Source organism: Aminobacter sp. LjRoot7, assembly GCF_964252895.1.
Lineage (GTDB): Bacteria > Pseudomonadota > Alphaproteobacteria > Rhizobiales > Rhizobiaceae > Aminobacter > Aminobacter aminovorans_B.
The window spans coordinates 309,155-325,452 of record NZ_CAXUPX020000005.1; the positions used below are offsets into that span (position 1 = coordinate 309,155).

The 16,298-nt window shown below is 64.7% G+C and carries 16 protein-coding genes and 1 tRNA gene; 12 read left to right on the forward strand and 5 right to left on the reverse strand.

Features of this window, described 5'->3' with window-relative positions:
• Window position 1 precedes the first annotated feature (1 nt).
• From ACSQ3E_RS16975 to ACSQ3E_RS17005, 7 genes are all read left to right on the forward strand, one after another.
• The gene (locus ACSQ3E_RS16975; RefSeq protein WP_310320356.1) at window positions 2–769 is read left to right on the forward strand and encodes an amino acid ABC transporter ATP-binding protein; all 768 of its coding nucleotides are present in this window, start codon (window positions 2–4) and stop codon (window positions 767–769) included.
• A gap of 24 nt (window positions 770–793) precedes the next feature.
• Window positions 794–1,735: a transporter substrate-binding domain-containing protein gene (locus ACSQ3E_RS16980; RefSeq protein WP_436123606.1), complete on the forward strand. Its 942-nt coding sequence runs from the start codon at window positions 794–796 to the stop codon at window positions 1,733–1,735.
• Window positions 1,736–2,036: 301 nt separating this feature from the next.
• Window positions 2,037–2,876 carry an ABC transporter substrate-binding protein gene (locus tag ACSQ3E_RS16985; RefSeq protein ID WP_436123607.1) on the forward strand — a complete coding sequence of 280 codons (840 nt, stop codon included), beginning with the start codon at window positions 2,037–2,039 and terminating at the stop codon, window positions 2,874–2,876.
• A complete protein-coding gene (locus ACSQ3E_RS16990) occupies window positions 2,866–4,194 on the forward strand; it encodes an amidase family protein (protein WP_436123608.1) in 1,329 nt (442 codons plus the stop codon). Before ACSQ3E_RS16985 ends, ACSQ3E_RS16990 begins: the two co-directional genes overlap by 11 nt.
• 36 nt (window positions 4,195–4,230) lie before the next feature.
• A complete protein-coding gene (locus ACSQ3E_RS16995; protein ID WP_436123609.1) occupies window positions 4,231–5,595 on the forward strand; it encodes a serine hydrolase domain-containing protein in 1,365 nt (454 codons plus the stop codon).
• A 446-nt stretch (window positions 5,596–6,041) separates the two neighbouring features.
• Window positions 6,042–7,541 carry an HAL/PAL/TAL family ammonia-lyase gene (locus ACSQ3E_RS17000; protein WP_436123610.1) on the forward strand — a complete coding sequence of 500 codons (1,500 nt, stop codon included), beginning with the start codon at window positions 6,042–6,044 and terminating at the stop codon, window positions 7,539–7,541.
• Between the two features lie 112 nt (window positions 7,542–7,653).
• Window positions 7,654–8,130, forward strand: coding sequence for a pyridoxamine 5'-phosphate oxidase family protein (locus ACSQ3E_RS17005; RefSeq protein WP_436123611.1), 477 nt, complete (start codon window positions 7,654–7,656; stop codon window positions 8,128–8,130).
• A gap of 36 nt (window positions 8,131–8,166) precedes the next feature.
• On the opposite strand, the gene ACSQ3E_RS17010 is transcribed toward ACSQ3E_RS17005, so the two are convergent.
• Window positions 8,167–8,243 (reverse strand) — tRNA-Arg (locus tag ACSQ3E_RS17010).
• Window positions 8,244–8,492: 249 nt separating this feature from the next.
• Between ACSQ3E_RS17010 and ACSQ3E_RS17015 the strand changes: the two genes are divergently transcribed.
• Window positions 8,493–9,080, forward strand: a complete 588-nt coding sequence (locus ACSQ3E_RS17015; protein ID WP_436123612.1) for an IMPACT family protein — start codon at window positions 8,493–8,495, stop codon at window positions 9,078–9,080.
• Between the two features lie 274 nt (window positions 9,081–9,354).
• Entirely contained in the window at window positions 9,355–9,756 is a 402-nt protein-coding gene (locus ACSQ3E_RS17020; protein WP_436123613.1) for a (R)-mandelonitrile lyase, read from the forward strand.
• Between the two features lie 24 nt (window positions 9,757–9,780).
• Here ACSQ3E_RS17020 and ACSQ3E_RS17025 read toward each other — a convergent pair whose 3' ends face one another.
• Window positions 9,781–10,770: a D-alanyl-D-alanine carboxypeptidase family protein gene (locus tag ACSQ3E_RS17025; protein ID WP_436123614.1), complete on the reverse strand. Its 990-nt coding sequence runs from the start codon at window positions 10,768–10,770 to the stop codon at window positions 9,781–9,783.
• Window positions 10,771–11,064: 294 nt separating this feature from the next.
• Here ACSQ3E_RS17025 and ACSQ3E_RS17030 point away from each other — a divergent pair, with 294 nt between their 5' ends.
• Together ACSQ3E_RS17030 and ACSQ3E_RS17035 are read left to right on the forward strand one after the other, a co-directional pair.
• Window positions 11,065–12,156 carry a hypothetical protein gene (locus ACSQ3E_RS17030; protein ID WP_436123615.1) on the forward strand — a complete coding sequence of 364 codons (1,092 nt, stop codon included), beginning with the start codon at window positions 11,065–11,067 and terminating at the stop codon, window positions 12,154–12,156.
• 67 nt (window positions 12,157–12,223) lie between these two features.
• Entirely contained in the window at window positions 12,224–12,850 is a 627-nt protein-coding gene (locus tag ACSQ3E_RS17035; protein WP_436123616.1) for a nucleoside triphosphate hydrolase, read from the forward strand.
• A 72-nt stretch (window positions 12,851–12,922) separates the two neighbouring features.
• Here the strand turns inward: ACSQ3E_RS17035 and ACSQ3E_RS17040 are convergent, their stop codons facing one another.
• The 3 genes from ACSQ3E_RS17040 to ACSQ3E_RS17050 all read right to left on the reverse strand — a co-directional run bounded on the left by ACSQ3E_RS17040 (window position 12,923) and on the right by ACSQ3E_RS17050 (window position 15,234).
• Complete coding sequence (locus ACSQ3E_RS17040) at window positions 12,923–13,627, reverse strand: glutathione S-transferase N-terminal domain-containing protein (RefSeq protein WP_310320378.1); 705 nt, start codon at window positions 13,625–13,627, stop codon at window positions 12,923–12,925.
• Window positions 13,628–13,766: 139 nt separating this feature from the next.
• Complete coding sequence (locus ACSQ3E_RS17045; protein ID WP_436123617.1) at window positions 13,767–14,978, reverse strand: beta-ketoacyl-[acyl-carrier-protein] synthase family protein; 1,212 nt, start codon at window positions 14,976–14,978, stop codon at window positions 13,767–13,769.
• A 1-nt stretch (window position 14,979) separates the two neighbouring features.
• Complete coding sequence (locus tag ACSQ3E_RS17050; RefSeq protein WP_115729708.1) at window positions 14,980–15,234, reverse strand: acyl carrier protein; 255 nt, start codon at window positions 15,232–15,234, stop codon at window positions 14,980–14,982.
• Between the two features lie 196 nt (window positions 15,235–15,430).
• Between ACSQ3E_RS17050 and ACSQ3E_RS17055 the strand changes: the two genes are divergently transcribed.
• Complete coding sequence (locus tag ACSQ3E_RS17055) at window positions 15,431–16,285, forward strand: urease accessory protein UreD (protein WP_436123618.1); 855 nt, start codon at window positions 15,431–15,433, stop codon at window positions 16,283–16,285.
• The last annotated feature ends 13 nt before the right edge of the window (window positions 16,286–16,298 follow it).

The following is a 16,298-nucleotide window of genomic DNA, read 5'->3' on the forward strand; positions in this document are numbered from 1 at the left end:
CATGACCGCTCATCCACTCGTCAGCGTCAGGACCCTGACCAAATCCTACGGCCACAAGGTTGTTCTCAAGCGCATCGATCTCGACGTCGCCGAGGGCGAAGTCGTCGCGCTGATCGGGCCGAGCGGCTCCGGCAAGAGCACGCTGCTTCGCTGCATGAACCATCTGGAAGGCCAGGACAGTGGCTGCGTCCTGGTTGCCGGTGAACCGGTCGGCTACGCCGTAAGGCACGGCGAGTTGCACGAGGTCTCCGACAAGGTCCTCTCCTACCAGCGCCGCAGCATCGGCATGGTGTTTCAGGGCTTCAACCTATTCCAGCACATGACGGCGCTGGAAAACATCATGGAAGGGCCGATCCGCGTCCTCAAGCTGCCGCGCGCCGAGGTGGAGCGGGATGCCAGGCGATTGCTCGGCCTGGTCGGCCTCGGCGATTGGGCCGATCACTATCCGATGCAGCTCTCGGGCGGCCAGCAGCAGCGCATCGCCATCGCCCGCGCCCTCGCCATGAAACCGCGCGTGATGCTCTTCGACGAGCCCACCAGCGCGCTCGATCCCGAGCTCGTCGGCGACGTGCTCGAGGTCATGCGGACGCTGGCGCAGGAGGGCATGACCATGATCGTCGTCACCCATGAGATCGGCTTCGCACGCGAGGTCTGCGACCGCGTCATCTTCATGGCCGACGGAGAGATAGTCGAACAGGGCCTGCCGGGCGAGGTCCTGCTCGATCCCAAGCATGAGCGCACCCGGGAATTCCTACGCAGACTTCTTTAGCAGTCCAACAGAGAGGAACACGTAATGCCTAGCACCAAGAAACTGCTCGCATCCTTCGCCGCCGCCGCATTCGCCTGCACGACCTTCGCAAGCGCCGCACTCGCCCAGTCCGGGACGGACCAGGTCGTTCTCGGCAAGACAATCGCCAAGGACGAGGCAGCCGCCGCGCTGGTTCCCGCCAAGTTCAACGGCGCGCTCCGCCTCGTCGTCTCCGCGCCCTATGCGCCGTGGATGTTCTTCGACGACAAGAACGAGCTGACCGGCATCGAGATCGACGTCGTCAAGACCGTCGCCGCCAAGATGGGCGTCAAGGTCACCTTCGACAACATCAAGTTCGAAGGCACCATTCCGAGCCTTCAGGCCGGCAAGGCCGACATGATCGCGGCAGGCATGGGCGACAACAAGAAGCGCGAGCAGATCCTCAACTTCATTAACTACACCACGCTCGGCCTCGTCGTCCTGACCCGAGAAAGCGACAAATCGATCAATGGCCTGATGGATCTCTGCGGCAAGTCCGTAAGCCGCATCAATGGCGACGTGTTCGGCCCCTGGGTGGAGGAAAAGCTGCAGCCCAAATGCCAGGCAGCCGGCAAGGAAAAGATCGACGTCAGGACCTACCCCGATCCCAACGCAGCACTGCTGGCGGTCAAGAGTGGCTCGGTCGACTCCGAGATCACCGGCCTCGTGTCGGCAACGACCGTCCTCAACAGCAAGGAAAACGCCGGCCAGTTCCGCATCATCAAGCCGGAAAACAGCGCGCGGGGATGGAAGCTCGCCAATGGCGGCTTCGCCGTGCTGAAGTCCGAGACCGAGCTCACCAAGGCGATCGAGGTCGCGCTGAAGGCGACGAAGGCTGAGGGAACCCTCAAGGCCATCGCCGAGCACTACGGATACCCCGATGTCATCATCGACGAGATCGTGGTCAACCAGCCGGAGCCGGCCGGCAATCTGGGCGGGATCGACTGATCCATCGACGTTAGGCGCGAGATCGCAGGGCTGACATCTGAGCCGGCCAACGGGCGTTGCAACGCCCCTTTGACGATCTCGGCGAAGCGTTCGCTGCATCTGAAAATCAGGCTTACCTGTGTCTCTCTCCCGAGACGGCAAGACGGCTGTCGCCGCGCTGAAGCAATTCGGCGCGGCGACAGCTGGCAACCCGCTCCGACGACCGGCCGCGCATTCCGGCTTCATCGGGCTTCACACGAACTCAAGACGACGTGCGGACTGAACAGTGGACACATTGAGGATCGCTTGCGCGCACGACGTCATGTACGCGCCTCAATACGCCGGGGTTTCGGCTGGCCTGTTCGCCGAGCAGTCGATCCTGCTCGAATTCCACCGGAACAACGGCACCTGCGAGGGCACGGTTGGAGCCGTCAATCGTGGCGAAGTCGACCTCCTGCTCGGTACCTGCCTCTATGGCGTCAGATTGGCCGAAACGGGCGTGAACCCGGTCATCGTGGCGCAGAGCAATCAGCAGACACGCCACGTGCTGGCGCAGCGAGCGACCGACCTTCACGACCTGCAATGGTCCGGCCTGCGCGGCAAGGCCATCCTCGTCCATCCCGGCCAGACCCCCACCGCATGGGCGGCATTCACCTATGCGCTCAACAGAAGCGGCCTCTCTCTGGGCGAGATCAAACCGATCGTCGGCTACACGGCGGAGGATGCGATCGGCGAGTTCCTCCGCGGCGTCGGCGACGTGCTTTTCATCGATGGCGACACGGCCTTGCGCAACGACCTGCGCATAACCTTGCCCGTAAGCCGGCAGGCCGGCCGCCTGCCATGGAGCGTTTACATGGTTGACCGGTCGCATCTTGAGCGAAAGCGCGAGCTGCTTCAGCGCTTCGCCAAGGCACTCGACAACAGTCTGAAATGGCTGCGCGGCGAGACGACGGAAGTGATCGCGCGCGCCGTGGCTCCGTTCTTTCCTGATTTCAGCGCCGAGCGGCTGCTCGCCGTCCTCCAGCTGCATCGGGACCTCGACTTCTGGGCGGCTTCCAGCACCCTGCAACTGGATCAGGTCGGGCGCTGGTCGGAAGCGCTGGAGCTTGGCGGACTGATCGCGCCTGGCAGGCAGCTGAGAGATTATCTCGATGTTCTTTGACACGCCGCTCCACGCCCTTCTGGAGCAGGCGGCCGCCCGGCCGGACCAGCTCCGCGAGCATTACGCGGCACTGCTCGCGGAGATCGGACACCGCGACGCCACGCTTCGCTCCATGTGCGACCCCAGCCGGGAATGGCTGGTTTCGGAGCTCGACCGCATCGGCGCCCGCCCGGTGTCAAAGAGCAATCAGGGGCTCTTCGGCCTGCCCGTCGGGGTCAAGGACACCATCGTCGTTGCCGGCCTGCCGACCAAAGCAGGCACGCCGGCCGATGTCGGACAGCTGCTTCGCTTGCCGCAGAGCCCGGCCGTCACCGCACTCCGCAAGGCCGGCGCGGTGATCGTGGCCAAGCAGGAGACCAACCAGTTCTGCTCCAGCGCCGGGCCCGCGCCGACGCAGTGCATTCGAGGACCGGCATATTTTGCCGGCGGCTCGACTGTCGGTGGGGCGGTGGCGGTGGCGGCAGGCTTCACACGGCTTGCGCTGGGCAGCGACGCGGCCGGTTCGGTCAGGCATCCCGCCGCGCTGGCCGGCGTCGCCGGGTTGCGGCCGCGGAAAGGCTCCCTTTCCGACAGGGGGCAGGTCAATGGCGCGCTGTCGGGCCAAAGCACCGGCCTCATCGCGCGCAGTGCAATTGATATCGCGCTGATCCTGGCGAGATGCCCGTCCCTGCATATCGAGCCGGCCGACAGGCCAACCCTGGACAAGGAACGGCCGACTATCGGCGTGCCCGACATCTCCTGGCACGACATAGCACCTGCCGCCGAAGCCGCCCTACGGTCGTCGGTGTCTCGCCTCATGGCGCTGGGATACCGGGTGGAGCCGACGCCGATCTGGATGACTGAAGAGGCGCAGGACGATTTCTTCCTCGTCATGAGCTTCGAGAACTGGCTGTTCCACAAGCGGCTGATGACGGAGCATTCCGAAATCTACAATCCGGCCGTCCGTGACGTCATGCGCGCCGGCAAGGCGATCGAGCCACAACAGGCAGCAGCGGCAAGGCAACGGCTTTTCGGCCATCGGCAGCGGCTTCTCGACCTCGCCTATGCGGCGGGACTCGACATGCTGCTGACGCCAAGCATTCCCTGGCCGGACATCCGCAAGGACGCCGGCACACCGCGCGATCTGTCGGCGATAGGCGGGCGTTTCACCGCCATCTCGAACATCTACGACTTCGACAGTCTTTCGGTTCCGGTCGAGCGATCATCAGACGGCTGGAGACGCTCGGTGATGCTGCACGGGATCACCGTGCCACTGTCGCGTCTGCTGGCCTGCGCCCGGCACATCGAACTGCCTCAGGCCGACGCGTGTTCGCAATGAATAGGCACGAATTTCCTCCGGATCAGGATGACCAGCATGCGTGACGAGTTGACGGTGTGGCTTGAGCAGACCGGCGCGCCCGGTGTGTCGGTGGCGATCGACGATGGTCGTGACATCACATGCTTCAGCCACGGTGTGGCCGATCTGCGCACCCGCACACCAGTAAGCGAGGAAACCGCCTTCCAGCTCGGCTCCGTGTCCAAGGTCGTCACCGCCTTTGTGCTGCTGGAAATACTCGCCGAAAGGGGAATCTCCGCCGACACGCCGGTGGTGGACCTCGCCCCGGATCTGGAAGCCAGCAACGAGCGGGCATTTCACGACATCACCGTCCGGCACCTGCTGTCTCACACCAGCGGCCTCGATTCCCAATGGTGGGTGGATCTCGGCCGGGGTGATTGCGCCCGCCGCCAGGCAGCCCGGGCCATCGCCGCGACACCGCTGATCGCCCGTCCCGGCGAGCTGTTTTCCTATTCAGGGCCGGCCTTCGTGCTGGCTGGCTATCTTGTCGACATGTTGGCCGGGACGTGCTGGGAAGAGGCTGTTCGCGACACTGTCGCCCGCCATCTCGGCGACCACTCCATTTCGGCGCGTCCCGAAGACATCCTGTTGCGCCCGTCGGCGACCGGTTACCGCAAGTCGGCGGGTTCAGGCGAGGCGCCCTTTGCGGCAACCCGCTGGTATGCACCGCTGGCGCTGTCGCCCGGCGGTGGGCTGGTGGCGACGCCGCTGGACCTGACCAAGCTGATGACGCCGCTGCGGCAAAGGCTTGGCCTCGAACCGCTGCACGCTGACCATCAGCTCACCCCGACCATTGGCTGGCGCTACGAGAGCTGGGGCCTGGGGATGGCACGCTACCGGCTCGCGGATGGCGCTCTCGCCTGGGGCCACGACGGCACGACGTCAGGCCAGGCGTGCGCCGTTCGCCTCGCGGACGGTGGCCCCGAAACCGTTGTCGTTTCGACCAACGCCGTCTGGGCCGCTTCCGCAGCGGGCCAGCTGGCAGAGACGATCCTGACCCGTCTGCGCAACGGAACCGGCCGTGCTGCCTTCAAACCGCGACGCGACGCCCTCGATGCCTATGGCGGATGGCGACTGCCGGTCAACGCGGAGCTTTCGGGCCGCTACCTGCGCCTGAATTCGACAATCCTGGTCCGGCCCGTCTCAAGTGACGAGCTCGCCGTCGACGAACTGTCGTCACCCCAGGACGAAGCCAACTGGTTCGGTCAAAAGACACCACACGGCGCGGCCGGCACCACCGACATGCTCAGGAAAGTCGGCACCCATTCCTACATGTCGGCGACGCGGGAGTTCCACTTCCTGCGGCATCCCGACGACCCCGCCCGGCAGTACATCCACAACGGCATGCGCGCCAGCGTGAAGGCCCACCGGCCGTGGATGTGACGGCTACGTCGTCGTCCCGATCCTGAAACCTTCATCGACCGACGAGGCCAATCTCGTGCGGCCATCGCCTGCGCTGTCGTGTGGTGGCTCTGTTGCCACTGCGACACCCAGGTCTTATGCCCCAGGCCATGGGATCAAGAATGAAGAGCGATCGAAGGCTACCCTTTCATTGCTGCATTATCGACCGAACCAAGTCGCTTTTGCCACTTGGTTGTCACCACCTTTCATCTATCAAACAAGTCCTGCTGGAGCTGTTTCGCCCCGGCGACTGCAAGAGAGCGGAAGATCGACGTCACTCGCTTGGAGGTGCCTGTCGCCTAGCGGGTTCCATATCAAAGCAGGCACACGCGCCACTTCTCCAGCTCGTTCGCAGTCATGAAACAGGGCTGGCGTAAGACAGCCAATCGGCCATCTCGCACACAACCAAGCCCTTTCGAGAGCATGCCATGGTAGTATCGGTAGACATATCTCCAAGTTGGCGCGACATCGCGCGGATCAGCGACGGTGAGACGCTGGCACTTGCGCCTGCCGCTTGGGACCGTGTCGTACACGCAAACCGCATCGTGGCGCGCATAGTCGAAAACGGCATACGCGCCTATGGCGTGAACACCGGTGTAGGCGCGCTGTCGAACACGGTGGTCGAGCCTGCTTTGCAGCAGCAACTGTCTCGCAACATTATCTTCAGCCACGCTTGCGGGGTTGGTGATCTGCTGCCGGAGCGCAGCATCCGCGCGATCATTGCATCGCAGGTGGCCAATTTTGCGCACGGCCACTCTGGAGTGCGACCAGAGATCGTTGTCAACTTGCTGCGCTTCCTGGAGCGCGGCTGCATCCCGGAGGTACCGTCGCGAGGGTCGGCGGGATATCTCACGCATAACGCACACATTGCGCTGGTATTGATCGGCGAGGGCCGGGCGCGCGTCGCGGGGCGTCGAATGAACGGACGCGACGCCTTGGCGGCTATTGGAGTCGAACCTCTGGTGCTCGGCGCCAAGGAGGGCCTAAGCCTGGTCAATGGCACTGCCTGCGCTACCGGGCTTTTGTGTGTGGCATTGGCTCGCGTCGAACGCCTTTTGCGCTGGGCCGATGCTGCGGCGGCCCTGACGCTCGAAGCCGCTGGCTGTCAAATGGCGGCCTTTGACGAGCGTGTGCTCGCCATGCGGCCGTCACCTGGTATCGAGGCGGTCGGCGCAACGCTGCGCGGGTTGCTCGAGGGTAGCGGCCTGATCGATGCGGCCCGCGGGCGACGCACGCAAGACGCGCTCAGCCTTCGCGCTGTGCCTCATGTGCATGGTGCCGCACTAGAGGTGATGGAGCGCTCCGCGCACCTGGTCGACCGCGAACTGGCTTCCGTCACGGACAATCCTGCTGTGTCGGGTACGCTGGACAACCCGTTGGTCTTTTCGGAGGCACATGCGGTTGCGCCCGCGTTGGGCCAGGCTGCCGACAGCATGACGATCGCTCTGGCTCAGGTGGCGGCAATGAGCGAGCGACGCATCGACCGTCTGGTCAATCCGCTGGTCAACAACCTACCGGCGTTTCTCGCCAGCGAAGGCGGCTGCCACTCCGGCTTCATGATCGCGCAGTACACCGCCGCTTCGTTGAGCAACGTGAACCGCCGGCTGGCGGCGCCAGCTGCGACTGACGGAGGTGTTACGTCAGGGCTGCAGGAAGACTTCCTCGCCCATCCGACCGTCGCCGCCAACAAGCTGCTGGCCGTTATCGACAACGCCGAATACATCCTGGCAATTGAACTTATGGCGGCAGCGCAGGCACATGACTTCCTGGCTGGCAAGGAAACGCGCGCACCGCGAACAGACGCGATCTATCGCACCGTTCGCAAGCACGTCGCACACTATGCGGACGACCGCCCGCTGTCATGGGATATGGAAACGCTTCGCGATTTCATCCGCGAGGTGGATGTGCCCAGCGTGAACGGCGTGTAGTCGCGCTGTCGGGGCCGCACGGCGGTAAACCCTCTGAAGCCCTTTCGCCTGCCACCCAAATGGAACCTCTCGTGACGCCAGGGGTTGAGCCTCCTTCAAGGAGACCTTCACCATGGCCGACAAGAGAGAGTTCGAAGCGAAGTTCTGGAAATCGATACGTTCAGACATGACCGTGATGGTGAGTGTCTCTGGTATCGACTCGCGCCCGATGACCGCGCAGTTCGATGGCGACCGCAAGACCATCTACTTCTTCACGGCTAGCGACACCGAACTTGCTGGCAAGCTGACGCGCGCCAGGAAAGCCACGCTTGTCTACGCGTCCAAGAAGCATGACCTGTTTGCCACTGTCCACGGCACCCTGAGGATCGACAGCGACCGCGGCACAATCGACCGCCTGTGGAACCGCTTCGTGGCCGCGTGGTTCGAGAAGGGCAAGGATGATCCGAAGCTCAGGCTGCTGCGGTTCGAACCTGCGGACGCGCAAATCTGGCTCGACGCTTCCAGCCTCGTCGCCGGCGTCAAGATGTTCCTGGGCCTGGGTGACCCGAAGCAGGACTACAAGGACAGCGTGGCGAAGATGCCCCTGTAGCCAGAGGCGAGCGCATTCGGAAGTTGTCGAAACAGCTGGCGCACCCGACAGGATTCGAACCTGTGACCTCTGCCTTCGGAGGGCAGCGCTCTATCCAGCTGAGCTACGGGTGCTCGCCTGCGGCGACGCCGCGAAGCACGCCCGGCGCACCGGACGACGCGCGTTCATAACCGATGCGGCGGCAAGCTTCAACGGGAGAAGTGGCAAATCGCGATCCATTGCCGGGCCGGCCATGACGACGGTCTTGCAGGCGTGGCGAGTACAGCGTGCCCCGCCTGGGCTTCGGTCGATTTTAGGTGACGACATAGGCCCCAGCAGCAATTGACGGCCACCCGCCCGGCATTGTCTAACCGCCACCAGCCATGTTCACGCTCGCCCACCCCGAAAGCTTCGCCCAGGACATCAAGAAGAGCCGGTTCCTGGCTGTCGCCGGACCGGTGGCGGACGAGGCGGGAGCGAAGGCGTTTATCGCTGCCCATTCGGATGCCGGGGCCAACCACAATTGCTGGGCCTGGCGCATCGGCCAGAGCTACCGCTTCAGCGATGACGGCGAGCCGAGCGGCACTGCCGGCAAGCCGATACTGCAGGCGCTCGACGGCCAGAACCTCGACAATGTCGCCGTCGTCGTCACGCGCTGGTTCGGCGGCATCCTGTTGGGCAGCGGCGGGCTGGTGCGGGCCTATGGCGGCACCGCGGCCACCTGCCTGCGCACTGCTGCCAAGACCGAAATCGTCATCTCGGTCGAAGCGAAAATCACGTGCGGTTTCGCCGACCTGGCGATCGTCCAAGCAAGGCTCGCGGCCCAGCCGGGCGTGCGCATCATCGCCGAGACTTTCACCGCGACCGGCGCCGAGCTTGTGGCGGCGCTGCCCGAGGCGGACGTTGTTGCGATCGTGCGGATGGTCGTTGACCTGACAAGCGGGCGGGCACTCGTCGCCCTGCCTGATTGAGAGCAGCCTCGATGCTTAGACCGATCGGGGGCCGCTCGACTTGTCGGTGGCCAAGAGGCATTGCTGCAGCTTGTGAAGGAGCCGGTGCGCGGCGCTGCGAGATCCGCGAGACGACGTCCGCCAACGAGGCATCCCCGTCCGCAACACTTGTCGGAACAATGTTCCAGGAAAAGCGTGCAGCGGTTTTCCATCCGGAATAGCGTAGCAACCGAAAGCGCGGCTTCGCGATCCGAAAGACGCGGCCAGGCACCAGGCGCCCCATAGGAGACAAAAGATGGAAATCAAACGCAGCGGTTCGCGGCCTTCGGCAACGCCCTCGCCTGACTATTTCACCGGCGCAGTGCGCCAGGATCCAATCTTCGAAACCCCGGCGCCGGCGCGGCTGCGCGCCGTCACCGTCACCTTCGAGCCGGGTGCGCGGACGGCATGGCACACCCACCCGCTCGGCCAGACGCTGGTTGTCACCTCGGGCCTTGGCTGGGCTCAGGTCTGGGGCGGTAAGGTGGAGGAGATCAGGACCGGCGACGTCGTGTGGTTCGCGCCCGGCGAAAAGCACTGGCACGGTGCTGCGGCGACAACGGCCATGACCCACATCGCGCTGCAGGAAGCGCTCGACGGCCGCGCCGTCGACTGGCTCGAGCATGTCACCGACGATCAGTACACCGCGCCGACCTGAGCAGCGCGGCGCCAATCCGTCCAGTTACTGGATCTCGCCCATCGGCACCGGTGCATCGCCCTGCTGGACCGCCGTGTCGGCCGGCATCGGCATTTCAGGCGTGACCGGCATCGGCATGCCTGGCGAGGCAGGTGCCGGCAAGGGTGCCGCCAATGCGGTGGCCGCCGGTGCCGGGGTGTACATCTGCGACGCCAGGCTGCCGCCGGCTGCCTGCGGCATGTAGCGGACGATCATCTCCTCGACCTGGGCGTTGCGCTTGCGCGCCGTGTCGCCGCCCATGACGACGATCACCAGCTTGCGGCCGTCGGCCTGCACCGAAGTGACGATGTTGAAGCCAGAGGCCCTGATGTAGCCGGTCTTGATGCCGTCGACGCCGTTGACCCGGCCGAGCAGGTCATTGTGGCCACGGATGCGCTTGCCGCGGAAATTGAAGTCGGTGGCTGAGAAATAATAATAATGCTGCGGGAAATGCTTGCGCAGCGCCATGCCGAGCACCGCCATGTCGCGCGCCGTTGTGCGCTGCTGCGCATCGGGCAAACCAGAGGCGTTGCGGAAGACGGTGCTGGTCATGCCGAGCTGACGCGCCTTCGCCGTCATCTGGCGGGCAAAACCCTCCTCCGAGCCGCCGAGATATTCGCCGACAGCCACCGCCACGTCATTGGCCGACTTGGTCGCCAGCGCCCGGATCGCCGCATCGAGCTCGATTTGCTCGCCGCGCTTGAAGCCGAGCTTGGAGGGCGGCTGCGAGCGGGCGTTCTCCGACACCGGGATGAACGTCGTCTTGGCGACGCGTCCCTGCTGCATCGCCTCGAAGGTCAGATACAGCGTCATCATCTTGGTCAGCGAGGCGGGATAACGCGGCGCCGTCGAATAGGCCTGGTAAAGCGTGCGCCCATTGGAGGCGTCGACGACGATGGCGGCAAACTTGTCGGGCGCCGCGGCTTGCGGCGCGACATTCAGCGTCTCCGATGTGGCGCAGCCGGCGACGAGGGTAACCACGGCAAGCAGCGCCACGACATTGCGCCACAGCCCAGACCACCGAAACCGGGGGAGACTGGAGGGTAGCAGGGAAGAGTGTGTCTGGGCTTGCAAGGAAAGAACCTGTCGGTGGTCGCCAAAACTGGGCTTTGTCACATGCCGGCCGGCAGCAACAGCCGGAAAATTACAGAACGCACGCCATTCCGTCCATTTGGCCTGATGCACCAGATGCATGTTGCGCCGGCGGTGTTGAATATTGGTTACACCCGGCGGCTTGCGCGAAGGATGCCAAATCGGCTCTGTTGGCGTCACATAGCGGGGTGATTTGGCATGAGCGAGCATGGTTTCCAGGCCGAGGGCATTTCAGCCACGCTTGACCTTGCCGTCGGCCACATCGCCGATTTCGCCATCACAAGCGGCGCACGCAGGCTGAAACCGCTGCACCGCGCGCCATGGATCGACCGCAACGACCTGCCCGAAGGCTTGCCCGAGGGCGTCGTCAGGCTGTCGGGCGACTTCCTCTGCGCGCCGTTTTCGCGCAGCGACGTGGAAGCGGCACCGCTGCATGGCTGGCCGGCTAACGGCGCCTGGGACCTCGTCTCAGACGAAGCCATAACGGGCGGCCGCCGCGTAAGCTTCCGGCTGCAGCACAAGGTGATGGGCGCCACCGTCGACAAGACGCTCGTTCTGCGCGACGGCCACCCGTTCCTGTACCAGGAGCATGCCTTCTCCGGCGGCTCCGGTGCGATCTCGGTCGCCCATCACCCGATGACCGAGATGGCCGCGGGCGGTCGTCTCGCTTTTTCACCGAAGCGGTTGGCGGCAACCCCGCCCGATGTCACCGAGCCCGACCCGGCACGTGGCGCCCATCTGCTCGCCTACCCTGCCCGCAGCGCCGACCTCACCCGCTTCCCGGTCGCCGACGGCGGCCAAACCGACCTCACTGACTACAGCGCCGTTCGCCGGCACGAGGATTTCGTCACCCTCGTCGAGGCCGATCACGACGGCATGGGCTGGACGGCAGTGGCGCGCAAGGCCGAGGCCGACGTCGTGCTGGTGCTGAAGAACCCGGCCGAGCTGCCCGTCACCATGCTGTGGATCAGCAATGGCGGCCGCTATTACGCGCCATGGAACGGCCGCCACGGCGTGCTCGGCATCGAGGATGGGCGCTCGGCGATCGGCCATGCCGCGTCGATCGGCGACAACTGGCTGAAGCAGGAAGGCATAGAGACAGCCTTCACACTCGGCGGCCGCGTCGCTTTCCGCCAGATCGTCGGTGCCTTGCCGCTGGATGGGGGCGATCCGCCGTCGCAGGTCGAAGCCCTGCCGGGCCGGCTGCGGCTCATCTTCGCCGATGGCAGCCAGCGCGAGGCGCCGTTCGACGAAACCTTCCTGCGGATCGGCCAGCCGATCTTGAAGTGACGCGGCCGCCGCCTCATTTTTGACGGGTGCGGCGGCAGAATGTCATTTGAAACCATCGGGGAGATCCATGTCCGAAATCGCCCACATCGCCGCAACCCTGTTCAAGCGCGCCCACCATGCCGAGCGCTTCGTGATCGGCATCGCCGGACCGCCCGGATCGGGCAAATCGACGCTGTCGGCGGCGCTGCACGACGTGCTGCCCGAAGGTTCGGCCGCAGTGGTGCCGATGGACGGCTTCCACTTCGACGATGCGGTGCTGGCAAAGCGCGGCCTGAGTGAACGCAAGGGGGCGCCCGAGACCTTCGACTTTGCCGGCTTCGAAGTTTTGCTCAAACGCCTACGCGCCGCCGAACCCGACATAGCCATCCCGGTCTTCGACCGCAGCATCGAGCTGTCGCGTGCGGCAGCCGACATCGTCTCGGCCGACGTCAAGTTCATCCTCGTCGAAGGCAATTACCTTTTGCTCGACGAGGAGCCCTGGCAGCGGCTGCACCAGCTGTTCGACTTCACCATCTTCGTCGACGTGCCGCGCGAGGAGCTGGAGCGGCGGCTGGTCGAGCGCTGGCGCGAGCATGGCCGCTCGGACGCCGACGCGCGCAACTGGATCGACAGCAACGACATGCCCAACATCGACCGGGTGCTGGCGGCCAGGCGCGAAGCCGACCTGGTGATCGGACGCACCGGACCGCTTTGAAGGTCTTCTGGAATCAAAAGCGCCGCGCATCCCTCAGGGAAGCGCGGCGCTTTCTTTTGGTTTCCGAGCTGCTTAGCCGCGCGCGGGAATATTCAGGCCTGCCTGAACCGCCGGGCGGGCCAGGCCGCGCTCCAGCCATGCCGCGACATTCTCGAAGCTCTTGAAGCCGACGAGGTCGCCGGCGTCGTAGAAGCCGATCAGGTTGCGCACCCAGCCGAGCATCGAAATGTCGGCGATGGTGTAGTCGTCGTCCATGATCCACTTGCGGCCTTCGAGCCGCTTGTCGAGCACGCCAAGCAGGCGCCGCGACTCGTCGCGGTAGCGTTCCAGCGGGCGCTTGTCGGCGATCTCGCGGCCAGCGAATTTGTGGAAGAAGCCAAGCTGGCCGAACATCGGGCCCACCGACGCCATCTGGAAGAACACCCACTGAATGGTTTCGTAGTGACGGGCACGGTCAGCTGGGATCAGGCGGCCGGTCTTTTCGGCGAGATAGAGCAGGATTGCGCCTGACTCGAACAGCGCCAGCGGCTTGCCGCCGGGGCCATTGGGATCGAGTATCGCCGGAATCTTGCCGTTCGGGTTTAGCGCCAGGAACTCCGGCGTCCAGCTTTCATTCTTGCCGATATTGATGGCATGCGCCTCATAGGGCAGGTCGAGTTCTTCGAGTGCTATCGACACCTTCACGCCGTTCGGCGTCGGAAAGGAATAGAGCTGGATGCGGTCGGGGTGCTGCGCCGGCCAGCGGGCAGCAATCGGAAAGGGAGTGAGATCGCTCATCGACGGTTCCTCGTGGGGTGGCCCGGCGTGAAGCACTGGCCAGAATGGTGGGGGCACGCAAGAGTTAGTCATGCCAACGCGCTGCATCAATATGCAGCGCGTCTGTTTTATCGAGATGACAGATTAAGTCGGAGACGGATCAGACCGCCTTGACCGCAACCACGGCATTGGTGCCACCAAAGGCAAAGCCGTTGCTGATCGCCACGCGCACCGGGCGCTGTTTGGCGGCATTGGGCGTGATGTCGAGATCGCAGTCGGCATCCGCCTCGCGATAATTGGCGGTCGGCGGCACGATGCCTTCGCGCACGGCGTTGACACAGGCGATCATCTCGAGCGCGCCCGAGGCGCCGAGGCAGTGGGCATGCATCGACTTTGTCGACGACACCGACAGCTTGTCGGCATGAGCGCCGAAGACGCGGCGGATGGCCGCCGTTTCGATCTGGTCGTTGGCCTTGGTGCCGGTGCCATGGGCGTTGACGTAGTCGACCTCTTCCGGCGTCAGCCCGGCGTCCAGCAGGCAGGCGCGCATCGCGGCCGTCGGGCCTTCGACGGTCGGCGCCACGATATCGGAGGCGTCGCCGGACATGCCGGTTCCGGCCAGTTCGGCCAGGATCGTCGCGCCACGGGCAACCGCGTGGTCATAGGTTTCGAGCACGACCATGCCCGCACCCTCGCCGAGAACCAACCCCTGCCTGTCGGCGGAAAATGGACGGCACGTGTCGGGCGCAACGACGCGCAACGCTTCCCAGCCCTTGATCACGCCCCACACCAGCGGCGCATCGGTGCCGCCGGCAACGATCGCGTCGGCGCGGCCGAGCAGAAGCTGGTCCATCGCGGTGGCGAATGCGTGGTTGGACGAGGAGCAGGCGGAGGTGACGCCGAACACCGGCCCACGCAGGCCGAGATTCATGCTGACCTGGCCGGCGGCCGCACCCGGCATGACCTTCGGCACGGTGAAGATGGCAGCGCGGTTCCTGCCTTCGAGCAGGATGGCGCGGTAATTTTCCTCGATCGCTTCCCAGCCGCAGACGCCGACGCCGACGATGGTGCCAACACGATGGGTGTTGTGTTCGTTGACGACCAGGCCGGACTGGCGCAGCGCTTCCTTGGCCGCGATCACGGCAAGAAGGCTGAACCGGTCCATCGAAACGAGCTGCTTGCGGTCAATGCCGTGCTCGGGCAGCTGCTTGATCTCGGCGCCGATGCGGATCTTGAGCTCGTGCAGCTCGCCATTGGTCAGCGGTCCGATGGCCGAACGGCCAGCGCGCATGGCATCCCAGATGGCGGGTGCATCGGTGCCGAGCCCGCACAGCCCGCCGATACCGGTGATGACGATGCGGGGACGCTTCATCTCAGGCAGATTTTGCAATCAGGGCGCGAACGGCTTCGACCATGTCGCCAACATTCTTGAGGCTGCTCCAGGCATCGACGGTGTTCATCTCGATCTCGATGCCATACTCTTCCTCGAGATCGAAGATGATCTCGGTGAGTTCGAGCGAGTGGATGCCGAGCGCGGTCAGCTCCGTACCGAGCGTGATCTCTTCGCCACCTTCCTCAGCATGCGCCTTGATCTTGGCGATGATGTCCGTTGCCAACTGGTCGGCCATAAATACCCTTCCCCAGAACTCTCTAACTTGTCATGTCCGTGCCGCGCAGCACCTGCGCCGGGCCCGAGCCAGACCTTTCAGACGAAACCGCCCCCGAATTGAGCCAAAAAGGCGTCCCTGTATAGAAAGCGAAACGCGACGAGGCAACAAGCTTGTATATCGACAAATCCCCCATTGCAGCTACCCTCCGGGCATCATGACATCAGGCACATCCTTGTCCGCCGAGACTGACGCAGCGGCAATTTCCACGCAGCGCGTAAAGGCGCGCGCGCGCATCGAGGTCGAGCACCGTGCCGGCCGCAGCCGTCTCGCCCGCCTCTACCAGGACGGCGCGGCCAAGATCAGGCTGCCCGGCACCGGCGCCGATCCGCTCGAAGCAGTGCTGATCAACATGGCCGGCGGGCTGACTGGCGGCGACAGGCTCGGCTGGGAGGTTTCGGTCGGCGCGGGCGCACGCGCCGTCATCACAACCCAAGCCTGCGAGAAGGTCTATCGCGCGCTTGCCGGCCGCGCCGAGGTCGACGTCCGCCTGTCGGTCGGCGGCGGCGGCTTCCTCGGCTGGCTGCCGCAGGAAACGATCACTTATGATCGCTCAGCCTTTTCACGCACGCTCGACGCCGAGCTGGCAGTGGGTGCCGAAGCACTGATCGTCGAAGCGACTGTCTTCGGCCGCTCCGCCATGGGCGAACGTGTCGAAAGCGGCACCTTCCGCGACCGCTGGCGCATCAGGCAGGGCGGCCGGCTCATCCATGTCGAGGATTTTTTCGTCGGCCCCGATATCGAAGCAACGCTTTCCAGACCGGCATCGGCCGGCGGACGCATCGCCATGGCGACGCTGCTTTTGGTCTCCGAGCGCGGCGAGACCCTGCTGGAACCAGCGCGCAAGATCATCGGCGACAACGGCGGCGCCAGCCTGTGGACGGTCTCCGGAACTGGCAAGCTTCTTGCGAGGCTTTATGCCGAGGACGGCTATTCGCTGCGCAAACGACTCGTTCCGCTGGTCGAACTGCTCAATGGGCAGGCAGGCCTGCCCAGACTTTGGTCACTCTAGGATTTTGGTACCG

What these genes read in the sequence shown, in the direction of transcription:
- ACSQ3E_RS17005 (WP_436123611.1), top strand. Translation starts at nt 7,654, where the DNA reads ATGGCCGACAAGAGAGAGTTCGAAGCGAAGTTCTGGAAATCGATACGT.
- ACSQ3E_RS16980 (WP_436123606.1), top strand. Translation starts at nt 794, where the DNA reads ATGCCTAGCACCAAGAAACTGCTCGCATCCTTCGCCGCCGCCGCATTC.
- ACSQ3E_RS17015 (WP_436123612.1), top strand. Translation starts at nt 8,493, where the DNA reads ATGTTCACGCTCGCCCACCCCGAAAGCTTCGCCCAGGACATCAAGAAG.
- ACSQ3E_RS16985 (WP_436123607.1), top strand. Translation starts at nt 2,037, where the DNA reads ATGTACGCGCCTCAATACGCCGGGGTTTCGGCTGGCCTGTTCGCCGAG.
- ACSQ3E_RS17020 (WP_436123613.1), top strand. Translation starts at nt 9,355, where the DNA reads ATGGAAATCAAACGCAGCGGTTCGCGGCCTTCGGCAACGCCCTCGCCT.
- ACSQ3E_RS17030 (WP_436123615.1), top strand. Translation starts at nt 11,065, where the DNA reads ATGAGCGAGCATGGTTTCCAGGCCGAGGGCATTTCAGCCACGCTTGAC.
- ACSQ3E_RS17000 (WP_436123610.1), top strand. Translation starts at nt 6,042, where the DNA reads ATGGTAGTATCGGTAGACATATCTCCAAGTTGGCGCGACATCGCGCGG.
- ACSQ3E_RS17035 (WP_436123616.1), top strand. Translation starts at nt 12,224, where the DNA reads ATGTCCGAAATCGCCCACATCGCCGCAACCCTGTTCAAGCGCGCCCAC.
- ACSQ3E_RS16995 (WP_436123609.1), top strand. Translation starts at nt 4,231, where the DNA reads ATGCGTGACGAGTTGACGGTGTGGCTTGAGCAGACCGGCGCGCCCGGT.
- ACSQ3E_RS16990 (WP_436123608.1), top strand. Translation starts at nt 2,866, where the DNA reads ATGTTCTTTGACACGCCGCTCCACGCCCTTCTGGAGCAGGCGGCCGCC.
- ACSQ3E_RS17040 (WP_310320378.1), bottom strand. Translation starts at nt 13,627, where the DNA reads ATGAGCGATCTCACTCCCTTTCCGATTGCTGCCCGCTGGCCGGCGCAG.
- ACSQ3E_RS16975 (WP_310320356.1), top strand. Translation starts at nt 2, where the DNA reads ATGACCGCTCATCCACTCGTCAGCGTCAGGACCCTGACCAAATCCTAC.
- ACSQ3E_RS17050 (WP_115729708.1), bottom strand. Translation starts at nt 15,234, where the DNA reads ATGGCCGACCAGTTGGCAACGGACATCATCGCCAAGATCAAGGCGCAT.
- ACSQ3E_RS17055 (WP_436123618.1), top strand. Translation starts at nt 15,431, where the DNA reads ATGACATCAGGCACATCCTTGTCCGCCGAGACTGACGCAGCGGCAATT.
- ACSQ3E_RS17045 (WP_436123617.1), bottom strand. Translation starts at nt 14,978, where the DNA reads ATGAAGCGTCCCCGCATCGTCATCACCGGTATCGGCGGGCTGTGCGGG.